Annotated in this window: 15 protein-coding genes; 2 read left to right on the top strand and 13 right to left on the bottom strand. The window is 64.2% G+C overall.

The window, feature by feature from the left end; translation table 11 throughout:
- Positions 1-19: 19 nt before the first annotated feature.
- Positions 20-3,271, bottom strand: coding sequence for a ligand-binding sensor domain-containing diguanylate cyclase (locus GJ700_RS13500; protein WP_195763889.1), 3,252 nt, complete (start codon positions 3,269-3,271; stop codon positions 20-22).
- Between the two features lie 194 nt (positions 3,272-3,465).
- On the opposite strand from GJ700_RS13500, the gene GJ700_RS13495 reads away from it, so the two are divergent.
- Positions 3,466-3,921 (top strand): GNAT family N-acetyltransferase, encoded by a 456-nt coding sequence (locus GJ700_RS13495; protein WP_154374539.1) that lies wholly within the window; start codon positions 3,466-3,468, stop codon positions 3,919-3,921.
- On the opposite strand, the gene GJ700_RS13490 is transcribed toward GJ700_RS13495, so the two are convergent.
- The 10 genes from GJ700_RS13490 to GJ700_RS13450 all read right to left on the bottom strand — a co-directional run bounded on the left by GJ700_RS13490 (position 3,905) and on the right by GJ700_RS13450 (position 13,000).
- On the bottom strand, positions 3,905-5,101 hold the full coding sequence (locus tag GJ700_RS13490) for a DUF4382 domain-containing protein (RefSeq protein ID WP_154374537.1): 1,197 nt from the start codon (positions 5,099-5,101) through the stop codon (positions 3,905-3,907). The genes GJ700_RS13495 and GJ700_RS13490 overlap by 17 nt on opposite strands.
- Before the next feature lie 126 nt (positions 5,102-5,227).
- Positions 5,228-5,680 carry a MaoC family dehydratase gene (locus GJ700_RS13485; protein WP_154374535.1) on the bottom strand — a complete coding sequence of 151 codons (453 nt, stop codon included), beginning with the start codon at positions 5,678-5,680 and terminating at the stop codon, positions 5,228-5,230.
- On the bottom strand, positions 5,673-6,149 hold the full coding sequence (locus GJ700_RS13480) for a MaoC family dehydratase (protein ID WP_154374532.1): 477 nt from the start codon (positions 6,147-6,149) through the stop codon (positions 5,673-5,675). The genes GJ700_RS13485 and GJ700_RS13480 overlap by 8 nt, the downstream gene beginning before the upstream one ends.
- 8 nt (positions 6,150-6,157) lie before the next feature.
- Positions 6,158-7,303, bottom strand: a complete 1,146-nt coding sequence (locus tag GJ700_RS13475) for an acyl-CoA dehydrogenase family protein (RefSeq protein ID WP_154374530.1) — start codon at positions 7,301-7,303, stop codon at positions 6,158-6,160.
- Between the two features lie 9 nt (positions 7,304-7,312).
- Positions 7,313-8,503 carry an acyl-CoA dehydrogenase family protein gene (locus GJ700_RS13470; protein WP_154374528.1) on the bottom strand — a complete coding sequence of 397 codons (1,191 nt, stop codon included), beginning with the start codon at positions 8,501-8,503 and terminating at the stop codon, positions 7,313-7,315.
- A 137-nt stretch (positions 8,504-8,640) separates the two neighbouring features.
- Positions 8,641-9,441, bottom strand: coding sequence for a glycine-rich domain-containing protein (locus GJ700_RS13465; RefSeq protein WP_154374526.1), 801 nt, complete (start codon positions 9,439-9,441; stop codon positions 8,641-8,643).
- A gap of 210 nt (positions 9,442-9,651) precedes the next feature.
- Positions 9,652-11,892 (bottom strand): gluconolaconase, encoded by a 2,241-nt coding sequence (locus GJ700_RS13460; protein ID WP_371867940.1) that lies wholly within the window; start codon positions 11,890-11,892, stop codon positions 9,652-9,654.
- Positions 11,893-12,022: 130 nt separating this feature from the next.
- The gene (locus GJ700_RS36270) at positions 12,023-12,211 is read right to left on the bottom strand and encodes a thioesterase family protein (protein ID WP_371867946.1); all 189 of its coding nucleotides are present in this window, start codon (positions 12,209-12,211) and stop codon (positions 12,023-12,025) included.
- Positions 12,212-12,266: 55 nt separating this feature from the next.
- A complete protein-coding gene (locus GJ700_RS13455; protein WP_154374524.1) occupies positions 12,267-12,644 on the bottom strand; it encodes a nuclear transport factor 2 family protein in 378 nt (125 codons plus the stop codon).
- A gap of 89 nt (positions 12,645-12,733) precedes the next feature.
- Positions 12,734-13,000, bottom strand: coding sequence for a hypothetical protein (locus GJ700_RS13450; RefSeq protein WP_154374523.1), 267 nt, complete (start codon positions 12,998-13,000; stop codon positions 12,734-12,736).
- Positions 13,001-13,229: 229 nt separating this feature from the next.
- Between GJ700_RS13450 and GJ700_RS13445 the strand changes: the two genes are divergently transcribed.
- On the top strand, positions 13,230-16,136 hold the full coding sequence (locus GJ700_RS13445; protein WP_154374520.1) for a ligand-binding sensor domain-containing diguanylate cyclase: 2,907 nt from the start codon (positions 13,230-13,232) through the stop codon (positions 16,134-16,136).
- A 6-nt stretch (positions 16,137-16,142) separates the two neighbouring features.
- Here the strand turns inward: GJ700_RS13445 and GJ700_RS13440 are convergent, their stop codons facing one another.
- Positions 16,143-18,242, bottom strand: coding sequence for a response regulator (locus tag GJ700_RS13440; protein WP_154374518.1), 2,100 nt, complete (start codon positions 18,240-18,242; stop codon positions 16,143-16,145).
- Positions 18,243-18,542: 300 nt separating this feature from the next.
- A complete protein-coding gene (locus GJ700_RS13435; protein WP_154374516.1) occupies positions 18,543-20,801 on the bottom strand; it encodes a carboxy terminal-processing peptidase in 2,259 nt (752 codons plus the stop codon).
- Positions 20,802-20,812: the final 11 nt, after the last annotated feature.

The raw sequence follows: 20,812 nt of genomic DNA, 5'->3' as shown, positions 1-20,812 counted from the left end.
CTGATATCAATTTATTTAACTATCCCCACTGCATTCCGTCCGGCCGCGACGCTTCCACGCGCCACTCGCTGGCATTGGCGGCCGGATCGGCCAGGAAGCGGCGCACCGCGCCCTCCTGCATCCCGGCATCCAGCGACACGCCGACCCACGCGTCGCGCCAACTGCGCTTGGCCGCGTACAGCGCCGTATCGGCCAGTTGCTGCAGGCTGTCCAGCGTCACGTCATCCATCCGGCCCGGCACCGGCGGGCACGCGGCGTAACCGATCGACACGGTCTTGTGCAGCACCGCGCCATCCGGCAGCACGAACGGGTGACCGGCGATGGCGGTGCGGATCTTTTCCGCCATCGCCGGGCCCTGGGCGCGGTCGACAAAACGCGCCAGCAGCAGGAATTCTTCGCCGCCCCAGCGCACGATGTAGTCCGATCCGCGCATGCACTGGCGCAGCACGGCCGCCGCCTGCACCAGCACCGCGTCGCCCGCCGCGTGGCCATACTGGTCGTTGACGGACTTGAAGTGGTCGAGGTCCAGCATGAACAGCAGCAAATCCGAACCGGGGCCGGGGTCGCCGCCCGCATGGCGGCGCGCCACCAGGTCGAGGTCGGCCTGGAACGACTGCTCCAGGAAACGGCGGTTGCGCAAGCCCGTCAGCGGATCGGTCAGGCTGGCTTGTTCGATGTCGCGGTAAGCCGTTTCCAGCGCCGCCGTACGTTCCGCCACCGTGCGCTCCAGCCACGCCGCGCGCCGCCGCAACTGGCGCAGCCGCAGGCGGAACAGGCCAAATACGCTCAATGCGCCCAACAGCCACATCAGCGCACGGAACTGGATGGTCTGGTAAAACGCGGGCGCCACCGTCACGTTCAGTTGCCATTCGCCGGGCGCGGCACCGGTGGCCGCCCATGGCATGTCGCCGGCCGCGGCCTGGACGCGCAGCGTGTATTCCCCCGGCGGCAAGCCGGTATAGGCGGCCACGCGCTGGCGCGCGTCCACCTCGGCCCAGTCGGCGTCGTAGCCTTCCAGCCGGTAGCGGTAGCGCACCTGGTCCGGTGCGCCGGCGCCTTGCGCGGCGAATTCGACGCGCAGGCTGCGCTGCGGCGCCTGCAGCGCCAGTTGCGCCAGTTCGCCGGCGCCCGGCACGTCGCGCCCCGCCACCGACAGCGCCGCCGCCACCACGCGCAGCGGTTCGCCGCGCTGGCGCAGCAAGGCGGGACGCACGATCAACAGCCCTTCCGGCGAACCAAACAACAAATCGCCGCTGCGCGTCATGCTGCGGCTGGCGATATAGCGGGTGCGGAAATCGGCGCCATCGGCCGGGCCATACGTCTGGAATTGCCAGGTGGCGGGATCGATGCGGGTGCGGCCGTTCAGCCACACCATGCCTTGCGCATCTTCCAGCAGCGATTCGGCCGGCTGCGCGGGCAGGCCGATGCGGCGCGACACCACATCGAAGCGCGCTTCGCTGCCATTCCACGTATTCAGGATGGCGACGCCGGACTGCGTGGCCAGCCACAGCCGGCCTTGGCGGTCGACCATCAAGTCCGGCACCCAGTTGTCCGGCAGGCTGTCGGCGCGGTTCGCGTCGCGCCGGATGCGCACGGCCGTTCCCTGCGCCGTATCGAACGCATTGACGCCATTTTCCGTGCCTACCCACAAGGTGCCGTCTTTGGTAAACGCCAGCGATTCCACTTCGCGCCCGGACAGGGTGCGCTCGTCGCCCTCCACGTGGCGGTACACGGTGGCCTTGCCGCCTGGCGCAATCCGGCCCAGGCCTTTTTGCGCACCCACCCACAGCGCGCCGTCCGGGCCGAACGCCATGGCGCGGATCGGCCCGCCCGGCAACCCCTGCGTTTCGCCATAACGCCGGAAGCCGGTTGCCCCCGCGGGCAGGTGGTGCAAGGTGCCATCCAGCGTGGCGATCCACATGCCGCCCTGCGCGTCCTGCGCCAGGCACGTGATGGAACCGTCCGCCAGCGCGCCCGGATCCGCAGTCCGCGCGCGGTGGCGGGCCACCACGTGGCCGTCCGCGTCCAGCACGTCGACACCTTCGCCGTTGGTGCCCAGCCACAATTTGCCATCCGCGCTTTCCAGGGCGCGCACGATGCCCGGGTGGCCCGGCGTATCGGGATTGATGGCGCTGTGGCGGATTTTCACGAAGGCGCGGGTGGCGGGATGGTGCTGGGCGATGCCGCCGCCCCAAGAACCGGTCCACATGGTGCCGCTGCGGTCGCTCAACAGCGCGCCAATGCGGCTGGCGCCGATCGAACTGGTGTTGCCCGCGTCATGCCGCAGCCGGTCCACCACTTTCAACGAGACCGGATCGATCACGTCGATACCGTTGCCGAACGTGCCGATCCAGATTTCGCCGTTGGCCGCCTGCGCCATCGAATAAACCCAGTAGTGGCTGAGGCTCGAAGCGCCCAGGGACAGCGAATCCGGCTTGTCCGACGGCAGCCAGCGCACCAGCAGCTCCCTGGCGGGCGGCAGTGTTACGCCCTCCGCCACCGTTTGCGGCAGGCGCGCCGGGTCCAGCATGGCTGCGCCATGCTTGTGCGTGCCGATCCAGATGCGGCCCCGCGCATCCTGCATCAGCCGGGTGATGTGCTGCCCCGCCAGCGATCCGGGTGCGCCAGGTTCCGACGCCACGCGCAGCCAGCGGCCATCCTGCCACAGCTGCAAGCCATCCTGGCCGCCCACCCACAGGCGCCCTTCCCGGTCCGCCAGCACGCTGCGCACCTGGTTGCTGGCCAGCGTCGACATGTCCAGCGCATCGTGGCGGAAATGCGTGATGGCGCCGCTGCCGGGATCGAGCCGGTCCAGGCCATCGTCGGTGGCCAGCCACATCATGCCGGCGCGGTCTTCCGCGATGCTTTCCACGCGGTCGTGCGCCAGCCCGCTATCGTTTTGCTGGTGGCGGTACTGCGTAAAGCGTTCGCTGCGCGGGTCAAATACGGACACGCCGCCGCTGATGGTGCCGGCCCAGATCCGGCCATCGCGCGCGACAAACAGCGACCGGATATAGCTGCCGCCCAGCGCCGCCGGATCGCCGGGCCGCGCGCGGAACACCTTGTAGCTGTAGCCGTCATACCGCACCAGGCCATCCTGCGTGCCGAACCACAGCATGCCGCGCTGGTCCTGCACCGCGGCAGTCGTCAAATGGGCGGGAACGTCGTCGGGAATGGCGATGCGCTGGAATGACACCAGGCCGGGGCGGGTTTGCGCAGCCGCGTGGGGATGCACCGCGAGCAGCGATGCCGCCAGCAAGACACACAACATACCGCGCCGCCGGGGGCGCGCCCGGATAGATTCAACCATCGGCGCAGGGAAAAAATCCCATTATTACATGCCTACTAGCAACAAATAAGGTGCTTCTTATATATTCCTTTAAGGGAACCCCTTAGCTGGTACGTAATGTGCCGGGCACGCGGCTATGCTACAGTTGCATATAATTGCAATATAAACAATTTTCTATGCACATCCGACAATATCACCATACCGACTGGCCCCGCATTTGCGAAATCCACGACGCGGCGCGCCGGTTCGAACTGGAAGCCAGCGGCCTGGCCGACGCCTTCCTGACGCTGGAAGAAACCGGCGAAACCGAAGGCTTGTTTGACGCCACGCTGTTCGTGGCGGTGCTGGATGGCGTCGTCGCCGGCTTTGCCGGTTATACGGGAGACGAGTTGACATGGCTCTACGTCGATCCCGCCCGCTGCCGGAATGGCGTTGGGCGGGCGCTGCTCAGGGCGGTGCTGCGCGCTGCGGCCAGGCCGCTGGCGCTGGACGTGCTGGCCGGGAATGCCGCCGCCCTGGCGCTGTACCAGAGCGAAGGTTTCCATATCGTTGAAACCGTCAGCGGCAAACTGGCCGGCAACGAGCGGTTTGCCGCCACGGCGCACGTGTTGCGGTTTACGGCGTCAGCGTGAAGTTGACGTTGGCCTGATCGGCGGTGCTGACGTCCACCAGCGGCGCGGACTTGCTGGTGTAGCCGATGGCGGAGGCATCCACGCGGTACTGGCCTGGCAGTGGAACCGTCGCTGCGGCGCCGAAGACCAGCGGCAGCGTGCCGCTGTACGTCACGTAGCGCGGCGCCGCCACCGGCAGGCCGGCCAGCGTATAGGCGCCGCCGCCGATCGGCGTCAGCGTGTATTTCAGCGTGACCGTGGGCCCGCCGCTGATGGCTTGCATTGCCGCCACCACGGCAGGTTCGGTGCTGCTGACCGGATTCTGTGTCACGCTGCCGCTGATGTTGCGGCCCAGCGACACGGCCGGCACGATCGGCGCGGCCACGGTGCTGAGCTGGGTCATGGCGCTGGCAGTCACCGGCACGGCGCCCACCACGCTGGCCGCATAGCCGTCGCCCGTGATCACCACGTCGTAATTGCCGGCCGGCAGGCGGGCCAGGTTGAATTCGCCAGTGGTGGCATTCGGTACGGTGGACGCCACGATGACGCCATTCTGCTGCGCCGACACGGCCACGTGGCTGCCCAGCGCCGCAGTGGCGACAAAGCCGCTGATGCCGTTCAATGCGGTCGGCACCACTTTCACCACCGGCTTCAGGTTGTAGCCGCCGCTGTTGCCCCGGGTGACCACGGATTTGCACGCGTCGAAGTCCAGCACCAGGTCCACGCGCTGCCCTGCGGCCACATCGAATTCGTTGACCAGCTTGATGCCACTCTGCAGCGCGCTTGGCGTGTCGAGCGCGACTTCCGTGGTTGTGCCGGTTTTGACCACGGTGTTGGCATTGGTACCGCTGCCCAGCACCAGGCGCAACTGGCTGTAGTGGCCCGCGCCCAGCGACGCCGTCCCCAATGCTTCGAGCGCGCCGTTGTTCAGATTGAGCAGATTGATTTTCCGTGCCGGCGACAGCGTGATGTCGGTCCAGCCACTATCGGTATCGCTGGCGGAAGAACTCTGGTGGATACGGACTTTGGAAACCGTCACATTGACCGCGTCAAAGCCGCAAGCGGGCGCGTCGGTCAGCGAGACGGCGACGCTGCCCATTTGCGTTGGTGTGGGCGTCGATGAACCGCCGCCACCGCCGCCACAAGCGGTCAGCAGGCCGGCCATGGCAGCCAGGGAAAGTGCAGGAACGGTGAACTTCATAATGTGCCTCATCGTGGTTGTGCTGTGAGGCCATTATCGATTCCTGGTTGCATACTAAAAGTGCGCTGGCGCACATAGTAACGGACTGTTACATATTGCTGAGCTCGGGCAACCGCGACCAATCGCTCAGTAACGCCGCATCAACAACTCCGCCACGCACACGGGCTTGTCGCCCCCTTCCCGCTCGATGACGACGCCCCACTCCACTTGCGCGCCGCCTTCGATGTCATCGATGCGCTGGATGGTCAGCCGCGCCCGCACGCGGCTGCCGGCCGGGACCGGCGCCGGCAGCCGGACCTTGTTCAAGCCATAGTTGACGCCCATTTTCATGTCCACCATGGTCACGGCGGACTCCAGCATGGCCGGCACCAGCGCGATGGTCATGAAACCGTGCGCGATGGGACCGCCAAACGGCGATTCGCGCCGCGCCCGTTCGATGTCCGTGTGGATCCACTGGTGGTCGCCGGTGGCGTCGGCGAACTGGTTGATGCGCTCTTGCGTGATGTCGAACCACGGCGACACCGCGACTTCCTGCCCGACCAGCGTTTTCATTTCCTCCAGCGTGGCGATATTACGCATCACTCCCCTCCCCGGCCGCGCGGCGGCCGAACATGCCCATGCCTTCCACCGTGGCCACCAGCTCCCCATGCTGGTTGACCGCCTTCCACACGGACACCACGACGCCCCGGTCCGGCTTCGACTGCGATGCGCGAACCGATTTCGTGTAATACGACACCGTCAGCGTATCGCCCGGATACACGGGCTTCAGCCAGCGCACTTCGTCGACACCGGGCGAACCCAGGCTGGTGGAGTTCGACAGCAGGTTGTCGACCACCACCCGCATCATCATGCTGCACGTGTGCCAGCCACTGGCCGCCAGTTTGCCGAAAATCGACTTTGCAGCGGCCGCGTGGTCGACGTGGAACGGTTGCGGATCGAATTGCTGCGCGAATGCGATGACTTCTTCTTCCGTCACCAGTTTCGTGCCAAGAACGAATTCCTGGCCCGGTTCGAAATCGTCAAAAGTCCAGTGCTTGGTGGCGGCCATGTTGTTCCTTATGCGGCGTGTTTGAATCCCGGTTGGGCGATGAAGCGTTCCAGGTGGTGGTCCGCATCGCCGAGCGTCAAATCTATCATGGCCAGCCGCTTGAAGTGGTGCGCAGCAGGCAATTCGTCCGTCACGCCCATGCCGCCGTGCAGTTGCACCGCTTGCTGGCCGACGAATTTCGCGGCCTGCCCCACCCGCATCTTGGCGGCGGAGACGATGCGGCGCCGCTCTTCGGCATCCTGCGACTGCACTTTCACGGCCGCCAGCATGGCCATCGAGCGCGCTTGTTCCAGGTGGATGAACATGTCCGCCATGCGGTGCTGCAGGGCCTGGAATTTGCCGATCGGCGCACCGAACTGCTGGCGCGTTTTCAGGTATTCCAGGGTGGCGGCAAACACCGCGTCCATCGCGCCCACGGCTTCCGCGCACAGCAGCGCCGCGCCGTAATCGGCCGCCGCTTCCAGGACGTCCCAGCCGGAACCTTCCGTGCCCACCAGCGCCGACGGCGGCACTTGCACTTGCGTGAAGCGCACGGTGGCGGCGCGCATGCCGTCCAGGGTGCGGCAATCCGTGATGTCCACACCCGGCGTCCCCACCGGCACGGCAAACAGGGAAATGCCGCCCTTGTCGCGCTGGCCGCCGCCGCTGCGGGCGGAAACGATCAGCACGCCGGCTTGGGCGCCGTGCAGCACCACGGTTTTCAGGCCGTCGATAACGTAGCCGTCGCCGTGCGGCGCGCGGCTGGCCGTGACGGCGATGTCGTGCAGGTCGTGGCGCGAATGGCGTTCGCCCAGCGCGGCAGCCAGTTTCAGTTCGCCCGCGGCCACCTGCGCCAGCAAGTCTTCATGGCCGCCCGCCAGTTTCAGGAATTGGGCGCCCAGCACGGTGGCAAAGTACGGCTCCACCACGAGGCCGCGGCCCAGTTCCTGCATCACGGCCAGCATATCGATGGCGGTGCCGTCGAAGCCGCCCTGCGCTTCCGGTACCGGCAGCGCCAGCATGCCCAGTTCCGTCAGGGTCGCCCACGCGTCGGCGGACACGCCCGTTTCCGAATGCACGATGCGCTTGCGGGTCTCGAAATCGTAATCCTTGGTGGTCCAGCGGCGCAGCGCGTCGGCAAATTGCTGCTGTTCTTCATTGAATTGGAAGTCCATGCTGTCTCCTTACAGGCCCAGGATCATCTGGGTGATGATGTTTTTCTGGATTTCGTTCGAGCCGCCGTAAATCGACGTCTTGCGGAAATTGAAGTAGTGGCCGGCCAGCGGCGCGGCATCGTCGTCGCCCCCCGCCGACTGGTCGCTGTCTCCGGACAGGTAGGCCGGATCGAACGGCAGCGCGTTGGGGCCCACCGCTTCCATCATCAGTTCGGTCAGCCACTGCTGGATTTCCGAGCCCCGCACCTTCAGCATCGACGCTTGCGGTCCCGGCGCGTGCTCTTCCTGCGAAATCGTGCGCAGCACCGTGGTTTCCAGCGCCATCAGTTCGATTTCCAGGTTGGCGACCTTGGCCGCGAACAGCGGGTCTTCCAGCAGCGATTTACCCTTCTTCATCTGTTTGGCGGCGATGCGCTTGAGCAGATGCAGTTCCTTGCGCGAGCGGCCCACGGCGGCAATGCCGGTGCGCTCATGGCCCAGCAAGTACTTGGCGTAAGTCCAGCCCTTGTTTTCCTTGCCGATCAAATTCGTCACCGGCACTTTCACGTTGTCGAAGAACACTTCATTCACTTCGTGGTCTTCGTCCAGCATGATGATCGGGCGCACCGTGATACCCGGCGTTTTCATGTCGATCAGCAGGAACGAAATGCCTTCCTGTTTGCGCACGCTGGTATCGGTGCGCACCAGGCAGAAAATCATGTCGGCATGCTGGCCCAGCGTGGTCCACGTCTTCTGGCCATTGACGATGTAATGGTCGCCCACGCGCTCGGCCGTGGTTTTCAGCGACGCCAGGTCGGAGCCCGAACCCGGTTCCGAATACCCCTGGCACCACCAGTCGTCGCAGTGCAGGATGCGTGGCAGGTAATGGGCTTTTTGTTCGTCATTGCCGAAGGCCATGATGACGGGCGCCACCATGTTGACGCCGAACGGCAGGATCGGCGGCGTGCCGGCGCGGGCGCACTCTTCTTCCCAGATGTGGCGCTGCACGGCATTCCAGCCCGGGCCGCCGTGTTCGACCGGCCAGGCCGGCGCGGCCCAGCCCTGTTTGGCCACGATTTTGTGCCAGCGGACGTAATCGTCACGCGTCAGGCGCAGGTGGCGCTGCACCTTGCGCTGCAAATCCGCCGGCAGGTTCGCGTCGAGGAACGCGCGCACCTCGGCGCGGAACGCCTGGTCTTCCGGCGAGTAATTCAGATCCATGCTGTCTCCCTTAATTTTTTCGGCCCGATTAAAAAAGCACGACCGTTCAATTAATTGTACAGCAGACTATGGGAAGATCAACAGGGATTTTTGTGCAGTGTGGCAAGGCGGGCAACAGTGCCGCCTTGCCGTGAAACCTAGTGGATGCTGTTCAGCGCCACCATGTCGGCTTTGAATCCAGCGGCTTCAGGCCGTTGTTCCAGCAGCGTCTTGGTGACTTCGACCAGCTTGTCGCGCCGGATTTGCACCACTTCACTGAGTGTGGCCAGGTCGGCCGGCATGCAGACAATCACCCAGATTGGCAGTTTCAACAGTTTTTCCAGCACGTCCAGGTGGGACAATCTGGCGCCGAACAGGTTGGGCGCGGGCGAACCGATATGCTGCACCGTGTGCAGGAAGTTGCCGACCTGGATGCTGATGGTGTCCTGCCCCTGGGCGACGCCGGCTTGCGGCAGCCCGGACGGATAAATGATGCTGGCCAGTTCCTGCAACGGGCGAGGCCCTTTGGGCCGGGTGCCGCACCAGTCATCGTCGTCCCAGCCGAAATAGCCGCGGGCCTGTTCCTTGGTGGCGGCTGCGGCGGCCAACAATTCTTTTTCATCGGCGGCGCCGCGCTTGCCGAAGAAGGGGAAGTGGTGCAGCTGGCGGCCGAACAGCGTGGCGGTCTGGGTCAGGTACAGTTCCGTGTCCAGCACGTGCGTATGCCACACGTAATCGATGTAGCGCGATGGCGATACGGGCTTGCCTTGCGCGTTATTGACGAGGAACAGGAAGCCCTTGTATTTCGTGATGGCGTCCGCTGTCTGTTCCAGCGACAAGCCGGGGCGGTCTTCCGGGTTCATCAGCTTGTAAGCCAACGGGCCGAAATCCAGGCTGTTCAGTTTTTGCAGAAATTCCCGCTGCGTCTCATTCAGTCGTGCCTCTGTATTTTTGGACATGGCGAATCCTCCGTGTTGTGACCGTTGACTCGGCTGGATCCAGCCGCGCCGGCCACAACGCGGCCGCACCAGTTTATTCAAGTTGTTATCAGTGTTAACAATGCTATTTCAATCACATAGGGGAATTCTCACCAATACTCACAGGTGCACACAATTATTATCATGAGCCGATCCCGGCTGATAGACCGGCGCTGTTGCTCAGCCGTGCATCTATTCGAACGACAGCGGCAGATCGCGCCCTTCCGTCGCCACATTGCCCGCGTAATCGTACGCGTGGATGCGCAGGAGATACGGGCCCGGCGCGATGTCGGCGATGCGCCACGTACCCGGCGTCACCTGGCCGTGTTCCAGGCGGTTCGTCACGGTATAAGCAAAGCGCGTGGCCTTGCTGCCGTAGACGGTAATGCCGCTGTTGGGCGCATAGGCGAATTTCACGGCGTCGCGGTTGCGGGGCAACTGGTCGTACAGTTGCGTGATGACGGGCTGCGCGTAACCCGGCGCCGGCGAGCCGTCGGCGTTCAGCAACTGGTAACCGATCCGGTATACGCCGAGGCGGCGGCGCGCTTCGTTGCCATCCATCTGGTCCCACGCGTCGGCCACGATGGCCAGTTCACCCAGTTCCCGCTTGATCACCAGCGGTTTCACTTCGGCCGGCGCCTTGCCCTTCTTGCCGGCCTTGCCTTTGGCCCGCTCCCTGGGCGCGCCCAGCGGCTTGCCCTGCATGTCGAACAGTGTGATGCCGGCGATGCGCGGGGCGATGGTGTCGCGCAGGCCGGGGAACGGCAGGCTGAGGGGATTGAGTGCTCCGCCCTGCCGGAAATAATCGAGGTGCACGTGGGCCATGCCGTTGACCATGCCGAGGGTGTCGCCCGTTTCAAAGCGCGCGCCACGGCGCACGCGGATGCGCTCAGGCTTGCCACGGCTGTTGCGCAGCAGCTGGAAGCGCTCGTCGAGCGGCGCGTTTTTCGCGTTGCGGCCCACGCGCATGTGGATGTATGAGATATTGCCCAGGCTGATGCCTTCGCTGAGCGTGCCATAACCCCAGTTCGGCAAAGGGTCGCTGACTTTGACGGGCGCGATGGCCAGCACCGGCTGGCCCACGTCGGCGCGGATGTCGAGGCCGGAATGGAAGTGGTCGCGCGGATCGCCTTCGAAATTGCCGCGTACTTCGCCCATCAAGCCCACCACTTCGTGGGGGCCGGTTTGCGGGGACAGGGGCCAGGGCATCGGCTTCATATTGGCTGCGGCTGTCGGTGCACGGGATTCATTGGGTATGGGTGCGGCTTGGGCGCCGGGCAGCGGCAGTGCGGCCAGCAAGGCGGCGTTGATGGGACGCGGCGCGCCCGGCGCGGATGACGGCTGCGCGCCATCCTCGCGGGTAATGCGGTGTACGCGCTGCGTTGCCGCATCCGTCACGACGATGCTGCCATTGGCGGCCAGCGCCAGGCCGCGCAACTGGAACAGTTGCACCTTGCCGTCGCTGCCATAGCCGGGCTGCACCACCTGGTCGACGTCACCGAGCGCTTCGACGCCGTTAGCCGGTGTCAGTTGCAAAATGCGCCCGCCGTGCACGGCGATATACACATGGCCGTCGTGCGTGCGGGCCAGCGCCAGCGGGCGGCGCAGCAACGGGCGCCGCTCGTCTTCCGGCGCGCGCGCCACCGTGCTGACGGAACCATCCTTGCCGATGCGGCGGATGGCGTCGTTGCGGGTATCGGCCACCAGCAGCGCACCGTCCGTATCGATGGCGAGCGCGCACGGCGTATCAAACGACGCCTGCAATGCCGGGCCATCCGCGTCGCCGGGCACGCCAGTGCCCGCCAGCGTGGACACCACGCCATCGGGCGCGATCTTGCGGATCGTATCGTTATAGGTGTCGGCCACGTACACCGTGCCGTCGTCATCGACAGCCAGGCCCACCGGGCCATTGAATTGCGCGGCTTTACCGATACCGTCCGCGGTACCGGCCACGCCGCTGCCGGCCAGCGTGCTGACCGTGCCGTCCGGCGTGATTTTGCGGATCGCGTGGTTGCCCGTGTCGGCCACGTACAGGTTGCCCTGCCTGTCGATGGCGATCCCGGATGGCGTATTGAAGCGCGCCTGTGCGGCGGGGCCGTCCGCATAGCCTTCCGCGCCGCCGGCCAGCGTTGTCACCGTGCCATCCGGGGCGATGCGGCGGATGCGGTTGGCGTCGCCGCCGTCCGCGATATACACGTTGCCGTTGGCATCGAGGGCGACGCCATAAGGGTCGGCAAACAGCCCGTCCTTGCCCGCCACCAGTGAGACCTTGCCACTCCAGAACACGGGCGTCGCCTGCGGCCCCATGTCGACCGGCGCCTCGGCCCGGTGCGGCGCCGGCGCCCGGTCGTCACGCGTAGCGTACCAATACACGGTCCCGCCAATCGCGGCCGCGGCGCCCAGCGCCAATAAAATCGGTTTATTAGTTCCCACGGCCAGCCAGAAAAGAATTGCAGAAATGTTATTTTAAGGCGAGAACCCGCAGCGAGGGCCCTTCTGTTTTCGCCGTTTTACTATTTTCCGCTATCCCTTACTAAAACGCGCTGCCCTGCACTACCTCACGCTACCTCGCAGCTTTGGCTCCGACCTTGGCCACGAATTTGTCCCGGTTGATGACATGCCGCTCGTGCCGGCCCCGTGAAATCAAATCCACGCCGTCATGGGCCTCGACGGTGAAAGTGAGTTTCCGTCCTTCGACGGCGATCAGTTCGACGGTGGCGGTGACCTCCGCAAACCGGTCGCACTTGTTCAGCGGCGGCCAGAGCCTCGTCAGGGTTGTAGCCGCACGGATTCAGTAATCCACTGACTCAAGCAGGCCTCGGCGCGCGGAGAGTCTTCGCCCCGGACGCGAACGAAGCACGCTGGATGCGCCCGTCGACAACTTCGTAAATGCACAACATCTCGAGCGTACCCAAGCCTTCCGGGAAGTTGCGGGTAATAAGTTCAAGATCGGTCACGATATTGCCAATGACCGTGCGCGACAGCAGCCGGGCGAACAGATCGGGCTCCTCGAAGCGCGTCAGATAGCGTGGCCGAAGTTCATCATGTCCTTTTGCCAGGCGCTCGCCATGTAACGCAAACTGCTCGGCGTCTGGCGCATAAGTGCACATCAGCGCCTCGATATCCTTGGCGTTGAAGGCGTCGAGCTGGGCCTGAACGACGAGGAGCGGCGAGGTGTCTTTCATTTGTTTCCTAACTGAGTGTGATTGAAAAGTTGAGCGTCGCGGCTTAGCATCTACCCATTGTCTTTTGTATTGCTTCCGGCTAACAAATGTCAATTCGGAATAGCCTGTTTATCAGCGCCCCCAGAAGCCTGTACCACCTGTTTTTCAACACGATACCCAAGCACCGCAAGCGCCACCCCTGCAACGCTCGAGAAGAAGAACATACGGACCGGCAACTCTGGAAAAGTGAAAGAACCATGTGCCGCAATGGCAGCCATGGCCAATGTTTCAGATACATGCAACTGATATGCGTACACCAGCAGAGGCGCCACAATTAATGACACGCCAGAAACAAGCGCGAGAATGGAAAATTTCATAATTTCTTTATAGGTGGATCGGCAGGCGCGCAGTACAAGGACTGCCGGGGGCGCTCAGGATAGCATCTTACCAAGGGGAAAAATCCACGAATTGTCACACTTGACACAGTTGCCAGGACTGGACCCGTCGCCCTAGAGCTCGGCGGCCCCCCATATTTGAGGAATTCCTTACTTTGAAACCACAATAATTTGTGTACATTAGAGGAAACGAATAGCAAGCGTTTCCCCCATGAGACTGCCTCTCCTTCGCCTTCTGCTGCTTGCCCTGCTGTCGCTGGCGCCAATCGCCGCCGCCCAGCAATTGGCGCTGCAGCATTTCGGCCAGAAGGAAGGCTTGGGCAACCTGTCGGTGAACGCGCTGGCGCAGGACCAGCAAGGCTATCTGTGGGCCGCCACTGAAAACGGCCTGTTCCGCTTCAATGGCGCGGCATTCCGGCGCTATGCGGCGGCCGAAGGGTTGCCGGAACAAATTGTCACGGCAGTCTATAGCGACCGCGCCGGCACTTTGTGGGTCGGCAGTTACGACAACCTGTATCGGATGCACCAGGGCCGCCTGCTGCCGCTGGCAGCGGATGGCAAGGCGCTGCCGGTCTGGCCCGGGCAGACCATGGCGCAAACGGCCGTCGGCGACATGCTGGTCATTTCCAGGGCCCGCCTGTTTGCCGTCACCGGCGACAGCGCCGTGGCCCGCCACTACTTCAGCGCAGCCCAGCTGGCGCAACAGCCGGAGCTGGCGTCGGTCCGCGCGATTTATGCCGACCCGGATGGCACCCTGTGGCTGTCGTGCAAGGACGCCATGTGCCATGCCACCAGAGACGGCATCGTCCGCTACGGCGAGGCGCAAGGCTTGCCGGCTGGGCCCTGGACCAGCATTGCGCGCGACGCCGGCGGCGCCCTGTGGGTGCGCAGCGCGCGGCGCGTGTTTGTGCTGCGTCCGGACGCGGACCGCTTCGAAGACCGCACGCCGCCGGGCGATCAGTTCCGCAAGACCCATGTGCGGACGGAATTGCATGCCGATGGCGACGGACGCATGCTGACCAACGGCGACCCGGGCCTGATGCGCTGGGAAGAAGGCCGCTGGCAGGCGTTTGGCCAGCGCAATGGGTTGAACGGGGCCGGCGGCGTCACGGATATCCTGACCGACCACGGCCAGGGCACGTGGCTGGCCACGCGCGGCCGCGGCCTGGTGCACTGGCTTGGTTATGGCAATTGGGAGAACTGGACCACGGCCCAGGGACTGCCGGACGACGTGATCATTTCCATGCTGCGCGACCGCGATGGCCACATGCACGTCGGCACCCGTTCCGGCCATGCGCTGATGGCCGCGGACGGGAGCCGCTTCGACGTGGCGCCCACGCCGCCGGAGCTTGCCGGCCACCAGTGGGCCAGCATGCAACAAGACCGGCAAGGCAGGATCTGGGCCGGCACTTACTCCGGCCTGCTGATGCGCTACCTGCCGGACAGCGGCAAGACCGAACTGGTAACCCGGCTGCCGCTGGTGACGCAGATCATCGCCGATGGCAAGGGGCAGCTCTGGCTCGCCACCACGCAAGGCTTATACATGATGCCGGAATCGGCGCCGGCCGGCGCCGCGGCCCAGCGCGCACCACTGCCGGACGTCGCGGGGCACGATCCCACCGCCCAGGTGGTACATGGCTGCACCGACCGTCTGGGCCACCTGTGGTTCGTCGGCGGCGACGACATCCTGCATTACGACGGCGCCACGTGGCGCATCCTGCCTTTTGGCGCGCATACCGGCAAGGCGGACCTCACCACGGTGGCGTGCGCGCCGGATGGCTCCCTGTGGGCCGGCAGCACGGATACCTTGTGGCGCCTGCAAGTGCGCGGCGCACCCGCCGCCCAGCGTGTCGACGCGGCCGTGCTGAGGGAACGGGCCGTGCAAATGCTGTACACCGACAGCCGCGGCTGGCTGTGGGTCGGCACCGATGCCGGCTTCGCCGTGTGGAACGGCAAACGCTGGCGCAGCGTGAACCAGTCGCTGGGCCTGGCGTGGGACGACATCAATGGGCGCGGCTTTTACGAAGACCGCGACGGTTCGATGTGGATCGCCACCAGCAACGGCTTGTCGCACCTGGCGCGTCCCAACCGGCTGTTCGATGCGGCGGCGCCGCACGCCGTGCTGGAAGACACGCTGCGCGGCGGCGATCCGGTTCGGCTCGACAGCGGTGCGTTGGAGTGGTCTTCCGACCCGCTGGTGTTCCGGCTGGCCAGCCTCGCCTACGAAGACCGCCAGGGCTTGCGATACCGCTACCGGCTGGCCGGCAGCGAACAGCAATGGAGCGTGACGGCGGCGCCTGAAGTGCGCTATGCCGCGCTGCCCGGCGGCGATTACCGCTTTGAATACCAGGCCATCAACAGCGCCAGTGGCGACCAGTCGCCGCTGGGCCAGGTCACGTTTTCGATATCGCCGCCATGGTGGCGCAGTTATCCGTTTTATGCGCTGTGCGGGGCCGCCGTGCTGCTGGGCTTTTGGGGCGTACACCGCTACCGCCTGCGCGCGATGACACTGCGCCAGATCGAATTGGCGGTCCTGGTCCAGCAGCGCACGCGCGAACTGGAACTGTCGCAGGAAGAGTTGCGCATGCGCGCCCTCAAGGACGGCTTGACCAAGGCATGGAACCGTGGCGCCGTGATGGAATTGCTGGAGCGCGAAATCGAAAAGTGCCGCCGGACCGGTGAAAGCTTCGTGCTGGTATTGCTGGACCTCGATTTCTTCAAGCGCGTCAACGACACGCATGGCCACCTGGCGGGCGACGCCGTCCTGGTCGAAGTGGCGCGCCGGCTAAAGGAAGCCACGCGGCCCTATGACGCCGTGGGCCGCTATGGCGGCGAGGAATTCGTGGTGCTGATGCCGGGCCTGACCTTGCCCGACGGCGCGCACCGGATCGAAGCGCTGCGCCAGGATGTGCGCGCCATACCCGTCGATATCGGCGGCGGGAAATTGCTGCAAGTGACCGCCAGCTTTGGCGCCGCCGCTTTCACGCCCCGGCACCAGCCGGGTGCAATGGAATTGCTGCGCTTGGCCGACGAATCGCTGTACGCCTCCAAGCACGCAGGGCGGGACCGCATCAGTTATGCGCCGGCGTCGATCCCCACGCTGGCCACGCACTGCTGAATCACGTCACGCCAAAAACGCGTTGCCTGACCCGACAGCTCCGTCATCGGCGGCGCAGGCGGTCTCCTGCATCACCTGCCGCGTCACCTGTTCCAGTATGCCCCTCAACTGGGCCACCAGCGACAGCGCGCGCGTCAGTTCGCCGCCCGCCTCCCCCGGCGCCAGTTGCTCCATTTCTTCACACACATCCGCCATGCGGAAAGCGCCGACACTGCGCGCCGCGCCTTTGGTGCGATGCCCCAGTTCGCGCACCACCTGCACCTCGCCGCGCGCCAGGGCGGCCTCCATGTCGCGCACGCCCTCCTGCGAACTTTGCAGGAATTTGAAGGCAAATTTACGCACCTTTTGCGAGTCGTTGCCCAGCAGCGTGGCCAGCACCGACATGTCGATCGCGGCCATATCGCCGCCAGGCGACGAAACGGGGGCCGGCGCCGCCTGGCGCGGCGGCTGCAAGCCTGCCATTGGCACGCGCTGCGGCAGCCAGTTGGCGATGGTCTGGTACATCAGGGCCGGCTGCACGGGCTTCGAAATAAAATCATTCATGCCGGCGTCGATGCAGCGCATCCGGGCTTCGGTGGTGGCTGTCGCCGTCATCGCCAGCACCGGCAAATGCGCCAGTTGCGGGTCGGCGCGGATGCGGCGGGTTGCTTCCAGCCCGTCCATCTGCGGCATTTGCAAGTCCATCAGCACGCAATCGAAATCGCTGCCGCGCAATTGTTCCAGCGCGTCGACGCCATTGTGGGCGAGACAAACCGTGGCGCCCATTTCCTCCAGCATTTCCCGCGCGATTTGCTGGTTGAAGGTATTGTCCTCGACCAGCAGGATGCGAGCCACCTTCAGCGCCGCCATCATGGCCGAAGTGCGGGCGCTGGCCAGCAGTTCGCCGGCGGCGTCGCCGATCTGGTTGATCAGCGCGGGCATGGACTTGCACGAGACGCCCAAGTGGGCCGTGAACCAGAACGTGCTGCCGACGCCGTGCTGGCTGTTGACGCCGACATCGCCGCCCATCAGCTGCGCCAGCTCCTTGCAGATGGCCAGGCCAAGGCCGGTGCCGCCATATTCCCGCGTGGTCGACGTGTCGGCCTGCTGGAACGACACAAACAGCTTGGCCATCTCTTCCCTGGTCAGGCCGATACCCTGGTCGCTCACTTCGAATCGCACCAGGCAATCGTTGGCGTCGCCGACCATCTTGCGGATGCGGATCTCGATCCTGCCCTGCTCGCTGAACTTGATGGCGTTGTTGGCGTAGTTGATCAGCACCTGCCCCAGCCGCAATGGATCGCCCACCAGCGTCGGAGGCAACGCGGGATCGATGTCGAACACCAGTTCCAGGTTGCGGGTGGCGGCCTTCGGCGCCACCACCGTGGTCAGCGTCTGCACCACGTGGTCGAGCGAAAAATCGATGTGCTGGATTTCCAGCTTGCCGGCCTCGATCTTGGAAATGTCGAGGATGTCGTCGATGACGCCCAGCACGTGCTCGCCGGCGAAGCGGATTTTTTCCAGGTAGTCGCGCTGGCGCGGGTCGACTTCGGTCTTTAACGCCAGGTAAGCCATGCCGATGATGCAGTTCAGCGGCGTGCGGATTTCGTGGCTCATATTGGACAGGAACTGACCCTTGGCCACGCTGGCCGCCTCGGCCAGTTGCTTGGCCTGCTGCAGTTCCCGGTTCTTGTTCTCCAGCTGCTCTTCATAACGCCGCTCGGACGTGACGTCGTGGTAAATCGTCACGAAACCACTGACCGTGCCATCCACGTCATAGGTGGGGCGGCCAACGATGTGCAGCAGCACGCCGTCCGCCCGGGAGCGGGTGAAGCTGTGCGGTTCGAACTTGAGGCAAAGGTCGACCCGGGCAGCCACCAGCGTTTCGATATCGCCGGGCCCGTAATCGCCGCGCTGTGCAATGTAGCGGAATACTTCGGCCATCGTGACGCCGGGATGCATCACGTCGATGGGGAAGCCTTGCAGTTCGCAAAACGCGGGATTCCAGAAGCGGATGGTCAGGTCGCGATCGACAATGGTCACGCCAACAGGCATGAATTCCAGCGCGGCAGCCAGCCGTGGGAAGTTCAGTCTGATGAACTCTTCACTTTGAATTGTCGATTCCATAATTCAGTCATCCGGCGGCAAACATGGACGACTCTAACCGATCTGCCATATTGCTGCCAGATCAAGTTTGAGCAAAATCAAATACGCCATCAATAATGACCATTATCAAAAACGCATATCACTTTAGCACACCGGCGACAAAAAAAAGCCCGCTGCTGGAGCGGGCTGAATCTATTTCCTTTGAGGGAGAATAGAGGAGACATAAACATTATGCTGCACCGCGCCATTTATTTCCACTTTAGATTCATGATGTCGGAAATAAGCGGCGCGTATAGTTATCGATATCGCAACGACAAGGAGTTACTTGCCCAGGTCGGCGACATATGGCAGCACGCGCGCGGCCAGGCGCGTATCGGTTTTCAGCAAGCCCACTTCGTCGGACAGGATGTGCACCGCTTCCATCAGCAGCACGTCCTTGGCAGCCTTGGCGGCCTTTTCCGCGTCGATGTCGGCAGCCAGGCCACGTTCATCGGCCTGCAAGCCGTCATCGGTGCGCAGCGCGCCTTTGACACCGGCGACTTTCTTTTCCGGCTTGCCGTTTTTCGCGCTGGCGGAAGCGGCAGCCGACGCGGCAACGGCTTTCAGTTGTACGTCTTTCGGATCGGGAATCAGCACGGGATCGTCCGGCGACAGCGCCGCCGTGGCCAGGCGCTGTTCGCGCAACTTGGCGCGCGCTTCCTGCTGGTCGCGTTCCTTGCGGCGCGCCGCTTCGTTCAGCGAGATGACGTTATCCTTGCGGAGCTTCTTCACGGTGGCGATATCTTCCTCCAGGTACTGGAAGTCCTTATCGCGCGCCACGCGCTGTTCATGCTTCTTGTCCAGCAGCGGCACGATTTCCTTCAGTTCACCCGCCGGGATATACACCGCCGGCTTGATCGACGTCCATGGCAAGGCATTGTCGTAGCTGGATTCGCCAAAGTTGTCCGGGTCCGACATCGACGGCAGGCTGATGTCCGGCTGCACGCCGCGCAACTGCGTGGTGCCGCCATTGATGCGGAAGAATTGCGCCACCGTCATCTTCAGCTTGCCGTATTTCGGCTTGTCGGTCGGGTTGTGGCCATCGAGGTTCCACAGCGTTTGCACGGTGCCCTTGCCGAACGATGGCTCGCCAATCACCAGGCCACGGCCATAATCCTGCAGCGCGGCGGCGAAGATTTCCGATGCCGACGCCGACGAACGGTTGATCAGCACGCCGACCGGACCGTCCCACGCCAGGCCGGCATGGGTATCGCTTTCCACTTCCACGCGGCCGGCCGCGTTACGCTGCTGCACGACCGGGCCCTTGTCGATGAACAGGCCGGTCAGTTCCACTGCTTCGTTCAGCGAGCCGCCGCCATTGTTGCGCAAGTCGATCAGCACGTTGTCGACTTTTTCACGCTTCAGTTCCGTCAGCAGGCGCGCCACGTCGCGCGTGGCGGATTTGAAATCGCGGTCGCCACGGGCGCGCGCTTCGAAGTCCTGGTAGAACGTCGGCAGCGAAATCACGCCAATGCGGCGTTTGGCCGTGCCGTCGCGCACTTCAAAGATGGATTTCTTGGCCGATTGTTCTTCCATGCTGATCTTGTTGCGCACCAGCGAAATCTGCGACAGCTTGGCATCCTGGCCCGCGTCGGCCGGCAGCACTTGCAGGCGCACGGTGGAACCCTTGGCGCCGCGGATCTGCGACACCACGTCGTCGATGCGCCAGCCCACCACGTCCTGGAACGCACCGCTGTCGCCCTGCGCCACCGCCACGATACGGTCGCCCACTTTCAGCTTGCCGGACAAGGCGGCCGGGCTGCCCGGCACGATTTCGCGCACCACCGTGTAATCGTCGCGCTGCTGCAATTGCGCGCCGATGCCTTCCAGCGACAGGCGCATCGCGATGTCGAAGTTTTCCGCGGCGCGCGGCGCCAGGTAATTCGTGTGCGGCTCGATCGACATCGCGTACGCGTTCATGAAGGTCTGGAACACGTCTTCGGTCGACAGCTTGCGCGAGCGGCTCACATAGTTTTCATAGCGCTTGTCCAGGGTCGAACGGATCGACTTGTCATCCTTGCCGGCCAGCTTCAGGCGCAGCCAGTCATTCTTGACGCGCTTGCGCCACAAGTCCTTGGCTTCCGCTTCGTTTTTCGGCCAGTCGGCTTTTTCGCGGTCGATCTGGTACGTCTCTTCCGCCGTGAAGTCGAATTTGCCCTTCAACAGTTCGCGCGCATAGGCCATGCGCTCGTTGAAGCGCTGCTGGTACAGGTTGTAGATGGCGAACGGAATTTGTAGGTTTTCCTGCATGATCGCGTCATCGAGCTTGGTGCGGGCCGGCGCGAACTGGTCGACGTCCGCTTGCACGAAAAACAGGCGGTCGCTGTCAAGCAGCTTGAAATAGCGGTCGAAAATCTTTTCCGACATGGCGTCGTCCAGCGGCGTCGCCTTGTAATGGAAGCGGGACAGCACATGGGAGGCCGCAACGGCAGCCTGGCTTTGCGCGGTGGCCGGTTTGACGTCGGCCTTCTCCGGCGTAGCGGCGCCCACCTGGACTGAAATCGCCAGCGCGATAGCGCTCAACAGCATCTGCTTCTTCATCGGCATACCCC

This window comes from Pseudoduganella rivuli, assembly GCF_009674485.1.
Taxonomy (GTDB): domain Bacteria; phylum Pseudomonadota; class Gammaproteobacteria; order Burkholderiales; family Burkholderiaceae_D; genus Rugamonas; species Rugamonas rivuli_B.
This window is presented reverse-complemented; position numbering and strand designations above follow the sequence as displayed.